Here is a 15488-nt window from a genome sequence, read left to right as displayed (position 1 = left end):
GTGCAGGAAATTGGGGTTAATTTTTAATACTTTTATGTTCAAGAGGCACGGTAATACTGATGCGGGTTCCTTTTCCGGGTGCCGATTTAATTTCAATAATTCCGTTACTTTCATGGGTTCGTGTCACTATATTTTTCAGTCCGATGCCTTTACTTTTTTTATCGACTTCAAATCCATCACCGTCGTCGGTAATGTTGAGCACTAAATTACCTTTTTTATCTTTACGAAATTCAACCTTAATGGTTTTGGCATTGGCGTATTTGTTGATGTTTTGCAAACTCTCTTGCAAAATCCGGTAGAGGTTGATTTTGGTGGTGTTGTTGAGTTGATCCCAATCGATGTTTTCTCCGATGACGGCATTGAGTTTCGCCGGATTGATTTTGGCTTGTTCGTCGAGAAGGTTGTTGACGATGGCGACAAAGTTATTGACGAGTACATATTTTTCTCGGCTCAGCTCATGGGAGATTTCCCGCAGGTCTTGTTCGATATTCTTGAGTTCTTCAAGGCAGCGAATACGTTCATGAATAGCATCTTCATCGTTGCGGTGATTGAGGCCGTCGAGGTTAAGGCGCAATCCAAAGAGGCGTCCGAGTACCCCGTCGTGGAGTTCTTTGGCGATGCGGTTTTTCTCGAGCACACGTCCTTCTTCAAGTTTGTTTTGCTGCGAAATAATCAAGCGGTAAATATCTTCATTGGCGCGTTGTTGTGCTTGCCGCAGCAATAATTCACGACTCTTCGCTCGTTGCGCCCGCATAAAAAACAACAGTCCGCCAACGGCAATCGTTCCTATAAAATAGTTGAGGATATTTCGGTTTTTTTTCTCGAGGGAGTCTTTTTGTTGGAGGATTTCGTTAGTCTCTAATTGAATTTTAGTAAATCGATCCCGAGAATTACGTTCAACTAATTGTAGACTATCACTAATTTTTATAAATTCTTTTGAGTATTTATATGCTAGCTTTTCATTAACAACGGATGCTTGCTTTAAAGCTTGAATAAGATTTATTGGAATCTTTGACTTTCTTGCTTCTTCAATAGCTTTTTCACTATAATAAATTGACTTTAAATAGTCCCTTTTTAATTTATAATACTGTGACAAATTAATATAACTGGTAACTATTCCTGTAGAATTTTTTAATTTTAATCTAATTTTTAAAGAATCAAAAAACAAACCCGGCAATCCTTTGAAGCTGGATGATTTTAACCTAGAGTATGCAAGATTATCAATTAATAATGAATACAAGTCTGGATCAGTATTAATAATATTTTTATTTTTTAACCCTAGCTCCAAATAATAGATAGCATCTTCATATTTCCCAATCTTATTATATAGGTAACCTAAATTATTGTATGAAACAATATCCTCATTAAAAGAGGTAACTAGATTATACTTCTGCACTAATTCTAAAGCTTTCTTTTGATAAAAAATAGCTTTATCGTATTCATTCAACTCATTAAAAGTTAATCCTAGTTGATTTAAAACACCGTATAATTTATCTTTCTTGTCGGAATCCTTGAAAATTTCATAAGCACTTGTTAAAGACAATTCTGCTCCGAGAAAATCTCCGCCATCAAATTGTACAATTCCTTTATTAAATAAGATATTTCCTAGAACTAAAGGTTCATTTAAAGTGTTGTATACTTTTTCAGCTTTTAAAAAATAAATTAAAGAGCTATCTAATCTTTTTACATCTTTGAAATATGTTGCTTTACATCTGTATGCTTTACCCAGATTCAAACTGTCTCTACCTTGTATTGACTTTGACAACAAAATACTTGAACCATCATAAAATTCATCAAGTTTTTTTAGTCTATAAAACTCAAATGTAATATCTGCTATTTGATTCCTTACAATTTTCGAATTCTCTGAACTATTTTTTAGTACAATAAATGCTTTAGATAAATATTTGAATTTTCGATTACTAGTTAAACTTTTAGTATTTGATAAATTCAAATAATATGTTACACTGTCATTTCTTTGGAAATTCTTATCTGTATTCTTATTCTTAGAACAAGAGATAATGAAGAAAGAAATAAATATACAAAGTATTAGCTTCAACTTAAACCATTTTAAACAAAAATAAAAAACCGCTACCAATTGGTAACGGTTTTTTTATAAAATTAAATGTATTCAACTATTCTAAACCACCTTTGGAGTTCTTTCCTCCTCCAATTTCAAATTCCAAACCACCTTTAGAATTTTTTCCCCCTCCAATTTCTAAACCTCCCTTGGAGTTTTTGCCTCCACCTATTTGAAACTCTAAACCACCTTTGGAATTTTTACCTCCTCCAATTTCAGTTGGAGTACTAAAAGAAGTTAAAACCAACATCATCATAAATAATGCTGAAATAATTGCTGACTTTTTCATATTCGTATGCTTTAATAGTTTTTGTTAGACTTTTTTGTTTTGTAAAGCCAATACATTTGGGGCTTTCACGATGTAAAACTACTAGAGCATCATGAGGTAATTGATATCCTCACGCTTGTATATAGTGAATGATGGCTGTTTGTGAGTGAATGTAGGTCAAATTTGGGTGAATGCACGAATTTTAAAAAACAGAAGAAAAAAAGGCTATTTTTTAGCTTAAATTGTTGATTATTAGTTTTTTAAATTAAATGGGTAGTGTGATTTGCAAGGTTGTACCCTCGGCAGGAGTCGAATAAACTTCAATTTTAGCGGCCATCATTTGAGCGCGTTCTTCCAGATTTTTTAAGCCTATGCCCTTTATTGTTTTTACGGCTTCCATACCCTTCCCGTTGTCGGAAATTCGGAATCGCAAATGATGGGTATCGTGAATAAATTGAATCGATATTCGGGTCGCTTTGGCATGTTTGGTAATGTTGAGTAAGGCTTCTTGTACGATACGCAAACAATTGATTTTGGTTTCATTGGGCAACAGTTCCCAATCCCATTGGGATACGGTAAACTCTACTTCTTGATCGTATACCTCATGATGGATATCGATCAACTCTTGAATCATGGATAGTAAAGAAATGGTCGCCGATTGGCTTTCGTTGGTAAGGTTATGGGTTAATAAACGTAATTCGTTTTCCACCTGTTGTATATGATCGATACCTTCCATGGCTTCTTGCAGCGTTTGCTTGTCTTGCTTGAAATGCAATTTAAAAAGCTGGTACCGGGTACTGGCTAAGCGGTTGAGCACATTGTCGTGAATTTCCATGGCAATGCTTCGCAGCAGATGCTTGCGGGTTTGGGCTTCGATTTCTTGATTTTTGACCAACAGCTCTTCAATACGCGCATTACTTTTTTGATTTTTTTTGCTTATTTCGCTTCGTAGCTTTGATAACCGTTTATAGTAAAAGATAAAAATTACAATTGAAATCAATAGTATAATTAAAATCCAAATTATGACTAACTGCCTATCTCTCTCAGCCTTTAATTTTGCTTTTTCAAGATTATTTGTGTCTAAAAGAATTTTAGAGAAGGTTGCCCTTTTCGAATTAAACAAAAGATCGTTAATTGAATCATATTTTTGAAAATATATTGAAGCATTCTTTGAGTCTACTTTAGACAATAGAATAAGAGAATTTAATGAATTAAATATGTAGTTTGACTCAATCGATATTTTATACGTCTCTTTTGCTTTTAAAAGTAATTTGTCATTTTTTTTTAATTCATGCAAATGGTATATATAATCTACTAATAGAGAAGATTTCATTCCTACTTCAAATTCGCTATCGAACTGTTTCTCCATTTCTTCGTACTCTTTCTCATAAGAAACACCATTATTTAATTTTCTCAACACCCTTAAAAAGCGTCTGTTTACCTCTGCTCTTTGTAATGTATTTAACATATTAAAACTAGAACAACTTTTTATATCAGCTAATGTTTTATAACATTTTAAAAAATCATTCTTTTCTTCATATGCATAGGCTAATTCAGACTTTAGAATAATCCAATCAATACTGTTTCTTACATGTTTAAATTGTGAAATTTCATTTTTAATTAACTTTATTGCTTTATTTGGTTGGCTACTACCATTATATGTTAAAATTAAATTAGTGATTATCTTAAATCTTAAATTATAATCTCTATTCTTTAATTTTTTTAAAGCTTTGATTAAGAAATATTCTGCCCCAGTATAGTCGTCTGAATAATACAAATCCAAACCAATATTTGTATAATTTCTAACTAAATCAATTTCACTATTAATAAACTCAAATATTTTTAATGACTTTTCATGAAACTTCAATGCTTCCAACTTTTCACCTTTACTTAATAGAATTGATCCTTTCAATCTCAAACTTCTCGCATAATTTAGAGTGTCACCATATCTCAAGCTCAGAGTACTCAATTTACTTACAAGATAATTGCTAGATTGTAAATTATGTGTAACCGATAATGCTGCAATTCTATTCAAGTAATATCTTGAAACAGAATCATTACATTTTCTTAAATCATATAAATTTCCATATAAAAGTCTCTTAAACTTTTCGTTTGTTAGTTCTTTTCTATCATAATGAACACATATACTATCAATATATTTCTGACTTTCAATACTCAAATCAGAATTCATATTTGAATTTTTACAAGAAATAAAAATCAAAAAAATCAAAACAACGTATCGCATAAGTATATAAAAAAAGCGGATTCATCCGCTCAAGTTAACAAATAAATAAAAATCCCCTACTCGGAAAGGCGTAGAAAAAATAAAGAATCCGGGCGTATACAACAGAATTAACGAAAGTGACAACAGTGAATTCCGAGTGAGGGGATTTATCATAGTATCGGCAGAAACCCAATTTTAAGTGCTTGTACATGGTAAAATTACAAGGCTATTTTTTAACTATTGTTACACTAAAAGTGTACATTTTGTTAAAATTTAACGTGAAGCAATTTTATCACTGTACCACAACGTATTGATTTCATGCGTTATACATTCCAGTTCACAAGCTATGGGTCCGTAGCGCTTCCAAAATCCAAACATCGTATACGGGAAGGCCCATCTTGGGATCCATTCATAAAGCGTAACATGAACCGTGGGAACGATACCTGTTTCGGGCGTAAGGAACCACGGAAAGTCAGCAATGGAAAAATCCAAATCGTGACACGCTTGCGCCCAAATCGCTTTTGAATCAAAATGTAACTGTAATGTATCGGTCATGAAAACGAGCCGAACTACTATTTTCCCGGAGTCTAAAGGGGCTTGTGATCGAACGGGAAGTACATTAAATACTAAGGCAAAAAATCCAATTAGAACGTATTTTATCATGGCGTAAAGTATTTGATTCCAACAACAACATCATTTTCATTCTCAAATCGTAGACAAAGATACCAAGGCAATTGACCATCTCAGGTGTGCAAAAAGTGTATAATTTGTTAAAATTTAAATATATCCTCGTTCCCGTGCGATTTGCACTATGGTTTCATCATTCCCTTTTTCAATGGCAAAATACTCCCGAATAAGGGCCTTTCGCTTGTCAATGGCGCTTTTGGAGAGTCCCAATTGATCCATGATATAACGTGTTTTAAACCCTTGTGCCAGCATGGCAATCATTTGTCGGTTGATGCCGTCCAGCACCTTGTAATCGGCATTTAATTGCTGTTTTAAAGCGGCAACCGTTTTGGTGTAGCAGGTACCTCCTTGATATACGTTTTCAAAGGCGTCCAACAATTCCATGGAAGAAAAATCACTTTTTATCATAATGGCTTCTGCCCGAGACTCCATGATTACACGGTACAAAATAAGGGCTTCCGAGTGGGACGTAAGTATCATTAATTTGGCCAGCGGTTGATAGGTTCGAACATAGTGAACCAGATCGAAACCATTTTGAATATGATACGTTTCACAAACGGGTAGCGTGTAATCCAAAATGACGATATCGTATGCCTTTTCGGAGGCGGATGCTTTCAAAATTTCTACGGCTTGTGTGGCGGTAGTAGCCTCACTAACAACGATTTCTGCCCCTAAGCGATTGTTGGAAAAAATGGTTTTATACCCTTCAATAATTAATTTATGGTCATCGACAATGAGTACATTTATGGTCATGGCGTTTACTATTTTAGGCTACAAAAAAAAGAAAACTTCCTTAAATCTCCAAATAGTTTCCTGAAGCAATTTGATTGATTATGAGGTCGATATTGTCTTTGTAAGACTTAGAAAACGGCAATTTTACCGTCGAATTTTTCAAGTGACACACCGAATTTCCTGTATGAATTCGACCAATATACTTTGTATTGACAATATAACTGTTATGAATACGAATAAAAGGCGCTTGCAATACCCCTTCGAAATGCTTTAAGGTCTTAAATGCGGTAATCATTTCACCCGTATTCAAATGTATGTCGGTCGAATTGTTATCGGCTTGCAAATAACAAATTTCATCGGCGTCGATGTAACGATAATCGCCATATGATTTCACGCAAATCACCAGCGGTTGAGGGGTGTTAACTTGAACTGCCGTAGTTGGATTTACAGGCACAGTAACTGATGGTTCCTCGGTGGTATCGGCTTCTTCAGGTGTTTCTTCGGGAAGGACTTCTGTCGCTTCTAGAGTCTCATTTTCAATTGCTTCATCGCCTTCAATGGTAGCTTCTTCAAGCGCCATAGGGGGAACTATTTCCGTAATGGTAACGGTAGGAGCCGCTGCATGCGATGGTACAACCGGTGTAGCAACAGGCATTACCGGCACAGCTGCAGGTTGGCGGAGCGTATACCCCATGGTTTTCTCCAAGCGCAAAAGGGTTTTTCGGAGTTCAGACGTCGTTACCGGATGCGTAAAATAGTCGAAAACCCCGTACTTAAAGGCTTGCAAACAAAGGGTGTCATTTTTGGTGGTAACGATTACTTGAGGTACTTGAATCAGATACCGATACCATTCACTGATTAACGCCAAAGACAATTCATTTTCGGGTTCTTCGGGTTCAATTTCTAAAAAAACGACGTCGGGACGAACGTCTAGCACCAAATCCAAAGCCTCATCTGCCGATCCTGCCGATCCTAAAAAGACCATAAATGGAAATCCTCCCGCTACGGCTGCAGTTTTTTGCATCCGTTGGGGATCATCGTCCAATACTACAAAGGAAATGGTCTTCAAAGCTTTACTTTTTGAGCAAAGCACTAGTGTATTCCAAAAGGAATTGCGGTTAAGTTTATGACAATCAAAAAACTAAATGTTTCGCTGTTTGCGGGGGCTCGCAAAGGCTAAAATAAAAGAATGGGGCTACAAAAAACAACCGAAATCGACCATCGGTTACCACAACCCTAAAAAATAGGCAAACGGATAAAAAGGTCGACGAAAGGGGTCTTATTTGTAAGAAATAACTTCTTTTATCTGCAAAACTTCGTTCAAATACCCTTCACAAAAAAGGCTATTTTTACATATATGAATATAGAAATTATAACAGCTATCCCTCAAGCCTTGTAAACACTATTTTTAAACAACTTTATAAACAAATTAACGGATGAAAATAAAGCGGATTTTTTTTCGTTTGAACGATTTGCATTACCTTTAGGGCAACGTTTAACGCGAACCGCAATTTTAAATTTATACTTAGCGATATGGGAATCACTAAAACGCAGGGTTTTTCATTTAAAATCAACGATTTAGCCGACATATTAAAGGCAATGGGAAATCCCGCACGATTGAAAATTTTACAGTTTTTGATGCAAGCCCCTGCCTCATCCTGTGGCGAAATCTTAGAAGTACTACCATTAGCCCAATCTACGGTCTCCAAACACTTGTCGGAATTGAAACGCGTGAAACTGATTAAAGGGAAATCCAAAGGAAATAACATATACTACTCCCTGAATATAAAAACATGGGATAAGGTGAAAGACTTTCTGCTCACTGACATTACACTCCCTCGGGAGGAGGAGGCATAAAAAAAGCGGCTCATTCATAGAAACGAGCCGCTTTTTTATTTGATTTCATTATTATTTCGTTCGCATCAACCAATTGCGCATGGATACTTCTTCTAAAATAATTCCTCGAAGTGCGCTGATAGCTACACGATCTTGCACCATAGAATCGCGATGGCGAAGCGTGACGGTTTGATCCTCTAGCGTTTGGTGATCTACGGTAATACAGAAGGGGGTGCCCAAAGCGTCTTGACGACGGTAACGACGACCCACGGCATCTTTTTCATCGTAGGCTACGTTAAAATCCCATTTTAAATCCTCAATGATAGCACGGGCAATCTCTGGCAATCCATCTTTTTTAAGCAAAGGCAATACAGCTGCTTTGGTTGGGGCTAACACGCTGGGCAAACGCAAAACTGTTCGCGTGCTGCCGTCTTCTAGCGTTTCCTCTTGCAAGGCTTTAGAAAATACAGCCAAGAACATACGGTCTAAACCAACCGAGGTTTCCACCACATAAGGAACATAGTTTTTATTTTCTTCGGTGTCAAAATATTGTAATTTTTTACCCGAATACTCCTCGTGTGCTTTCAGGTCAAAATCGGTGCGCGAATGTATTCCTTCCAATTCTTTAAAGCCAAAAGGAAAATTAAACTCGATATCGGCAGCTGCATTGGCGTAATGCGCTAATTTTTCATGATCGTGAAAACGGTAGTTCTCTGCCCCCAATCCCAACGACAAGTGCCATTTAAGTCGGGTTTCTTTCCAGTATTCATACCACTTCATCTCTTCTCCTGGCTTCACAAAGAATTGCATCTCCATTTGCTCAAATTCCCGCATACGGAAAATAAATTGTCGGGCAACGATTTCATTACGGAACGCTTTTCCGGTTTGCGCAATCCCAAAAGGGACTTTCATGCGCCCTGTTTTCTGTACATTTAAAAAGTTGACAAAAATTCCTTGTGCCGTTTCGGGTCGTAGATACAAATCCATCGCATTTTCGGCAGAAGCGCCCAATTTGGTTCCAAACATCAAGTTAAATTGACGTACTTCGGTCCAATTTTTTGAACCTGTTTCAGGATCGGCAATTTCCAGTTCTTCAATCAAGGCTTTGACATCTTCCAAATCGCCACTATCCAACGACTTGGCCATGCGTTCTAGAATGGATTTCTTTTTGGATAAATACTCCACGACACGTCCATTCGTTGTGATAAATTGTTGTTCATCAAAGGATTCGCCAAAACGTTCGCGGGCTTTGTCGATTTCTTTTTGTGCTTTTTGCTGTAATTTTTCGCAATAATCCTCCAGCAAAACATCGGCGCGGTAGCGTTTTTTGGAATCTTTGTTATCAATAAGAGGGTCGTTAAACGCATCAACGTGCCCCGAAGCTTTCCAAGTGGTAGGATGCATTAAAATGGCCGCGTCAATACCCACAATATTCTCGTGCATTTGCACCATTGCCTTCCACCAATATTCGCGAATGTTTTTCTTTAATTCAGCACCGTTTTGTGCATAATCGTAGACGGCACTTAATCCGTCATAAATTTCGCTCGACGGAAAGATGAATCCGTACTCTTTTGCATGCGAAACTACATTTTTGAAAATATCTTCTTGTTTTGCCATAGTGGTGCAAAAATATAAAAAACTGCCTTGTAGCGATGAGGATTGCTGTGTTTTTTATATCTTTATTTTTTAATTATAAGCCTATGTTATCGCATTTTATTCGCCTGTTTTATCCTGAAACGTGCGCTTCCTGTCAAGCGCTCTTACTCCATCAAGAATTTGTGATTTGTACCCGATGCCGGCATGACCTGCCGCAAACCCTGCACCATCTGCAAAAGGACAATGAAGTCGTTCGAAAATTCTATGGCCGCATCCCGTTGGTCTATGGGGGAGCCTTGTTGTATTTTCACAAAAAAGGAGCTGTGCAGGAACTCATTCACCACCTAAAATACAAAGGACAAGAAACTATAGGGACAGCCATTGGTCATTGGCATGGCGCGGTTTTACAACGAAATTTTCCATCGCTATATCCCGATTTCATCATTCCAGTTCCATTGCATCCACGGAAACAACGGCAAAGGGGATTCAATCAGGTGGATTCCTATGCTGATGCACTGGCAGAGCGGTTGGGTATTCCCTGCCTTCGCACCTTACTCGTGCGGCAATTGTATTCCAAAACGCAAACGAAGAAATCGATTGTAGGCCGATCGGAAGTGGTACATGAAATTTTTGGTCTTCGTAATGCAGAAGGCTTTCACCACAACCATTTTCTGTTGGTCGACGATGTCATTACTACAGGGTCAACCTTGGAGGCTTGTGCCCGTGAACTTTTGAAAATTCCAGGCGCAAAAATTAGCATTGTCTGTATGGCGATGAGTCAATAAATTCGTTAAATCTCCTCAAAAAGATTTTCGCTTCCCCAATTATAATTGTTACTTTGCGATGTAATTACAGGCATTTATGTTTAAAAACGTAGTATTCATCCTTCTTCTTATCACCCTCCTCGGTTGGATGCCTTCTTGTGCTCGTCGTGGGAATGTTACAGGAGGACCAAAAGATTCGCTCGCACCGCAATTGATCTCTAGTTTTCCTAAGAATTTTAGCACCCAATTTTCGGGCAATATCATAAAACTGCAATTTGATGAATACGTTAAACTCAAGGATTTGGATAAGCAATTGGTCGTTTCGCCTCCGATGAATACAGCTCCTGAGGTGACTCCACAAAACCCGAGTAAAATCCTTACGGTAAAAATCAAAGACACCTTACAACCCAATACCACGTATAGTTTCAATTTTGGACAAAGCATTCAAGACAATAACGAAGGAAATCCGTACCAGCAATTTCGCTTTGTCTTCTCTACAGGTCCCGCCATTGACACCTTGCGTTTGGGGGTAAAAATTAAAGATGCACTCGAACGGAAAACCGACAATTTTGTTTCGGTTATGCTCTATGAAGTGGATGCCAATTACACCGACTCGATCGTGTTTAAAAAAGCGCCCAAATATGTTGCCAATTCACTAGATAGTGCCAAAGTAGTGCGTTTGGAAAACCTAAAATCAGGCACCTACCGATTAGTTGCTATAAAAGACCTCAACAAAAACAATCGTTTTGATCCCCAAACCGAAAAAATTGGTTTCCAACGCGATTTTGTTCGTATTCCCAACGATACTGTTTACCAACTTGAATTGTTCAGCCCTCAGCGGGATTTACGCATTACTTCGACCTCGCACACTAAGAAATCACGTGTTTTGGTTGGTTTTCAAGGCGCTATTGCTAAGGCTTCCTTGAAACTTCAGAAAGGAAATGAGGTAATTCCCCATCGTTTGGTGAAATTGGCTGGAAAAGACTCGGCAGAAGTTTGGTTCAACGCTACCAAAGGGGATTCGCTTACACTCCACCTTCAAAAAGACGCGTATCAAAAAACTTTTGGGTTTAAAGTGAAAGAGGCCAAAAAGGACAGCCTTCAAATAGGGATTGGTCCAGGAGGGAATTTACCTTTTCGGGATACCTTGTTCATCAAACCGTCTAATCCGCTCAAAAAATGGGATTCGAGTTTGATGCGCTTAGTACGAAAAGATTCCTCTGAGGTGAAATTTACAGTGCAGTATAATGAATACCGCAATACCATGGCCGTTCTTTTTGATAAAGAACCGCAAGAAAAATACAAGTTTTCGGCTTTACCCGGCGCTTTAACGGATTGGTTTGAACAAAAAAACGACACACTACAACTGAATACCAATACGGGCGATTATGCTGATTATGGGAACTTGAAACTTAATCTTAAAAATGCCAAGCGTTTTCCGATACTTGTAGAATTGACGGACAGTCAGGGTAAACTTCTAGCTTCGTCATATAGCGATAAATCGTCTTCTTTTTCGTTTGATTTAATCCCACCGAACACCTTTACGGTGCGCATAATTTACGACGATGACAAAGATGGTAAATGGACTCCGGGCAACTTTATGGAGTTAAAACAAAGCGAGGAAGTCTATTACTATCCCGAGCCTATTGAAGTTCGAATGAATTGGGATGCCGAACAGACCATTGATTTAGGGCCTTGACGCTACACAGTAAAGGTATCGCGATCGTTTAAAAACGGAAATCGCAATCGGGCTTCTTCTAATTTTTCTTTATCCAATACTACCGTGAATACCCCTTCTGTGGGTTGAGGCGACAAAAGATAGTTCCCAAAGCAGTCAATGGCTTGCGAATGTCCGGGGTATTCCAACCCATTGCCGTCGATTCCAACGCGGTTGACGCCAAGGGTATAACACATGTTTTCGACCGCACGGGCCCGCAAAAGCACGTCCCAGGCTTGAATTCGAGGCGCGGGCCAATTTGCCACATATAGCGATATATCATAATCCTCAGTATTGCGTGAGAACACTGGGAATCGGAGGTCGTAGCAAATAAAAGGACAAATTTTCCATCCTTTATAATCAATACACAAACGGTGTTTTCCCGCTTCATACACCTGATCTTCTCCTGCTAAAGCAAAACGGTGTTTTTTGTCATAATTCGAAACATTCCCCGCTGGAGTAACAAAAAGTAATCGGTTATAAAACAAACCGTTCTCCACGATAGCCACACTACCTACAAGAGCTGCTTGCAAGTGTTGCGCCCAACGCTGCATCCATTTGACGGTAGGACCCTCCATCGTTTCGGCGCAGTGGTGCGGATGCATCGTAAAGCCTGTCGTAAACATTTCGGGCAAAACTACTAAATCGGTATGTGGCGAAATAGCGCTTAATTTTTTATCCAATAAAGCTCGATTATTACTGGGATTTTCCCATTCCAAAGCGGTTTGAACTAAGGCTACTTGCATCGTTAGTTGATTTCAATTTCATCTACAAAAATAAAAGCATCTCCGCCTGCACCGATATGCCACTCGGGTAATTTGCCGAAATTGATGGCTTTTACTTTGAGGTAACGGGCTTGAATGGGTTTGGGCAACTGCAAGGCAAAATCATGGATCGAATTTTCATAATCTTGCGGATCGACCGTATGGGTTAGTGTTCCCAGCAAAGTGAAGTTAACCCCATCGAGTGAACTGTAATAGGCTACTTGTGTAGGCATAACAATCCAAGAACGGGTATCTTGCAAACAGAAGGTTTTGCAGGTGCTAATGCTTTTGGTTTCCTTCAAATCGACTACGGCTTCAAAATCTTGGGCTTGATATCCTTGCCAATCGCCTTTTCGCCAATTGGTAGTACCGTGAATCCCATCGAGTAAGCCTTCGGGGCCGCCAGCATGGTATTGTGGATTGTAGGTTGAATTTATCGCTATAGAATACGTGTTGGGTTTTTTGAAAAACGAAGCAAAAATCGTTTGGCTCGTTTGTGTTCCTTCCATGACATAAGCGCTCACAGTTGACGTTGCGTCAATTGTAAATGGAGCTACATAAGGAACGAAGGTTCGCTTTACTCTTGAATAATCGACTCCTTTTACGGTAACCAAATAGAAAATCTTATGCGAGGGATGCTGAGCAGTGATGGTAACCTGCATTTGGTCTTTAAAAGCTTTATGTGCCGCTTCAATCACAGGAACGGGGACAATTTTGGGTGCGGTTACGAAATTTGCTTGCGTATTTGTTGGAACCGTGGTAATTCCCAAACGGCTTTTTGGTGTTTCAGGGGTTAGGGTAACACGAGAGCCGTCTTCCATTTGAATCGTCGCCGAAGAAAACAAGGGTTGGGTTTGTGTCCATTCGGGAATTCCGGGAGTAACCGCATACATCCCCAAAGCGCTCAACACATACCACGCACTCATTTGACCACAATCTTCGTTGCCAATCAAACCGTCGGGACTGTTTTTGTAGAAGGTGTTCAGGATATAGTGGACTTTCTCTTTAGTTTTTTCGGGTTTTCCAATGAAATTATAGAGGTAGGCCATGTGATGACTGGGTTCATTTCCGTGCGCATATTGGCCGATGAGTCCGGTTACATCCACTTGTTCACGTCCTGTGGTCTTGCTTTCACTGTTGAACATTTCGTCTAATTTGGCTTCAAACTTTGAATTGCCTCCATAGGCCTCGATCATGCCAGTGATGTCTTGGGGGACAAAAAAGGAGTACTGCCAACTGTTGCCTTCGGTAAAATTATTGTTGATTTCGCGCGGGTCAAACGGTTTATCCCATCCCCCATTTTTCTTGGGACGCATAAACCCTGTATTCGGATCAAAAACATTTTTCCATGCTTGGGCGCGTTTCATAAAATACTGGTAATCGTCAGATTTGCCTAAAATTTTGGCCATTTGGGCTATACACCAATCGTCGTAGGCGTATTCTAAAGTTTTGGAAACACTTTCGTGCTCATCGTCCATGGCAATAAATCCTTGTTTTTTGTATGCTTCCAGTCCCAAATGATCGAGCATTGCCGAATGTTTGGAAGCTTCAAACGCTTTTTGATAATCAAACCCTTGAATTCCTTTCGCCATGGCATCAGCAATAACGGAGACCGCGTGATAACCAATCATACAATCGGTTTCGTTGGACGCTAATTCCCAAACCGGCAAGCGTCCTCCTTGTTCATATTGTTTGATAAAGGTGTTAATGTAATCGGCGGTGCGTTTTTTGTCGATTAAAGTGTACAAAGGATGGGCAGCTCGAAAGGTATCCCACAAGGAAAAAACCGAGTAATAGGTAAACCCCTCAGCTTTGTGAATGCGATTGTCGCGTCCACGGTAGGAGCCATCCAGATCTTGAGCGATGTTGGGCTGCATCATCGTGTGGTAAAGCGCCGTATAAAAGACTGTTTTTTGGTCGCTATTGGCCGTTGAAATTTGAATTTTTGACAGTTCCGCTTCCCACGCTTTTTCGGCATTTTTTTGCACCTGATTAAAGTCCCAACCCGTAATCTCACTACTGTTTAAACGAGCTCCTTCGTAGGAAGTAGGCGAAAGGGTAACTTTAACCTTAATTTTATCTCCGGCATTGACACTTTTCTGAAGTGCGATTTTCAATTCTGTCCCGGTGTAAAAATCATTTTGTTGTGAACGATTGGCTTCCACACGCGCTATATTCATGGGGGTATCAAATTCAATGCGGGCAAATACCCATTGATCTTTGGCCCAAGCTTCGCTACGACGGAGCACTTCGAGTGTGCGGTTATTGACTACACGTATTTCGCCATATAGCAATTTATCTCTATGGTTTAAATCGAGGATTAAATTGGCCAACCCTGCTTTTGTAAAGGTATATTCATGAAAACCCACTCGCGTTGACGCGGTGAATCGCGCTAGAATTTGGTGCTTTTCGAGGCGAACTTCATAATAGCCAGCGCTGGCTTTTTCGGTGGTATGAGAAAAAGGAGAACCGTACACTTTCGGATCGAAAGAAACATCGCCCATTGTAGGCATTAGCATAATATCGCCATAATCAGAGCACCCTGTTCCGTTTAAATGCGTATGAGAAAATCCGTATATCACGGAATCTGAATAGTGGTAGCCTGAACATCCGTCCCAACTGCCATCAATACGCGTATCGGGGGAGAGTTGAACCATTCCGTAAGGTAGAGTGGCTCCTGGAAACGTATGGCCATGACCGTCGGTTCCAATCATGGGATTGACATATTGCGATAAATTTTGAGCGGGGAGTAGTAGCACCCATCCCGAAAGTACGAGTGTAAAAAGGGATTTCATTTGTGTCGTTGGTTTGTTGTTTTCAAAT

12 protein-coding genes are annotated in these 15488 nt (G+C 39.1%); 3 read left to right on the top strand and 9 right to left on the bottom strand.

Annotation, left to right across the window (positions count from 1 at the left end):
- Positions 1-16 precede the first annotated feature (16 nt).
- The 6 genes from BUC17_RS04050 to BUC17_RS14240 form a co-directional block, all read right to left on the bottom strand.
- Positions 17-2056 carry a tetratricopeptide repeat-containing sensor histidine kinase gene (locus BUC17_RS04050; protein WP_159433924.1) on the bottom strand — a complete coding sequence of 680 codons (2040 nt, stop codon included), beginning with the start codon at positions 2054-2056 and terminating at the stop codon, positions 17-19.
- Between the two features lie 76 nt (positions 2057-2132).
- Positions 2133-2366: a hypothetical protein gene (locus tag BUC17_RS04045; protein WP_143161707.1), complete on the bottom strand. Its 234-nt coding sequence runs from the start codon at positions 2364-2366 to the stop codon at positions 2133-2135.
- Between the two features lie 244 nt (positions 2367-2610).
- The gene (locus BUC17_RS04040) at positions 2611-4536 is read right to left on the bottom strand and encodes an ATP-binding protein (RefSeq protein ID WP_073361867.1); all 1926 of its coding nucleotides are present in this window, start codon (positions 4534-4536) and stop codon (positions 2611-2613) included.
- 306 nt (positions 4537-4842) lie between these two features.
- Entirely contained in the window at positions 4843-5232 is a 390-nt protein-coding gene (locus tag BUC17_RS04035) for a hypothetical protein (RefSeq protein WP_073361865.1), read from the bottom strand.
- Positions 5233-5346: 114 nt separating this feature from the next.
- On the bottom strand, positions 5347-6009 hold the full coding sequence (locus tag BUC17_RS04030; protein WP_073361863.1) for a response regulator: 663 nt from the start codon (positions 6007-6009) through the stop codon (positions 5347-5349).
- Positions 6010-6049: 40 nt separating this feature from the next.
- On the bottom strand, positions 6050-7057 hold the full coding sequence (locus BUC17_RS14240) for a LytR/AlgR family response regulator transcription factor (protein WP_234977685.1): 1008 nt from the start codon (positions 7055-7057) through the stop codon (positions 6050-6052).
- 464 nt (positions 7058-7521) lie between these two features.
- Here BUC17_RS14240 and BUC17_RS04020 point away from each other — a divergent pair, with 464 nt between their 5' ends.
- Positions 7522-7845, top strand: a complete 324-nt coding sequence (locus tag BUC17_RS04020) for an ArsR/SmtB family transcription factor (protein WP_073361861.1) — start codon at positions 7522-7524, stop codon at positions 7843-7845.
- Between the two features lie 51 nt (positions 7846-7896).
- Here the strand turns inward: BUC17_RS04020 and BUC17_RS04015 are convergent, their stop codons facing one another.
- The gene (locus BUC17_RS04015; protein ID WP_073361859.1) at positions 7897-9441 is read right to left on the bottom strand and encodes a glycine--tRNA ligase; all 1545 of its coding nucleotides are present in this window, start codon (positions 9439-9441) and stop codon (positions 7897-7899) included.
- Positions 9442-9524: 83 nt separating this feature from the next.
- Between BUC17_RS04015 and BUC17_RS04010 the strand changes: the two genes are divergently transcribed.
- Together BUC17_RS04010 and BUC17_RS04005 are read left to right on the top strand one after the other, a co-directional pair.
- Entirely contained in the window at positions 9525-10205 is a 681-nt protein-coding gene (locus BUC17_RS04010) for a ComF family protein (RefSeq protein WP_073361857.1), read from the top strand.
- 76 nt (positions 10206-10281) lie between these two features.
- Positions 10282-11883: an Ig-like domain-containing protein gene (locus BUC17_RS04005; protein WP_073361855.1), complete on the top strand. Its 1602-nt coding sequence runs from the start codon at positions 10282-10284 to the stop codon at positions 11881-11883.
- A gap of 2 nt (positions 11884-11885) precedes the next feature.
- Here the strand turns inward: BUC17_RS04005 and BUC17_RS04000 are convergent, their stop codons facing one another.
- Together BUC17_RS04000 and BUC17_RS03995 are read right to left on the bottom strand one after the other, a co-directional pair.
- The gene (locus BUC17_RS04000; RefSeq protein WP_073361853.1) at positions 11886-12647 is read right to left on the bottom strand and encodes an amidohydrolase; all 762 of its coding nucleotides are present in this window, start codon (positions 12645-12647) and stop codon (positions 11886-11888) included.
- Between the two features lie 2 nt (positions 12648-12649).
- Positions 12650-15460 (bottom strand): GH92 family glycosyl hydrolase, encoded by a 2811-nt coding sequence (locus BUC17_RS03995; RefSeq protein ID WP_073361852.1) that lies wholly within the window; start codon positions 15458-15460, stop codon positions 12650-12652.
- Between the last annotated feature and the right edge of the window lie 28 nt (positions 15461-15488).

This window comes from Flavobacterium fontis (assembly GCF_900129405.1).
GTDB lineage: Bacteria > Bacteroidota > Bacteroidia > Flavobacteriales > Flavobacteriaceae > Flavobacterium > Flavobacterium fontis.
The sequence above is the reverse complement of the archived record's forward strand: the minus strand, read 5'-3'. Positions and strand labels throughout refer to the sequence as shown.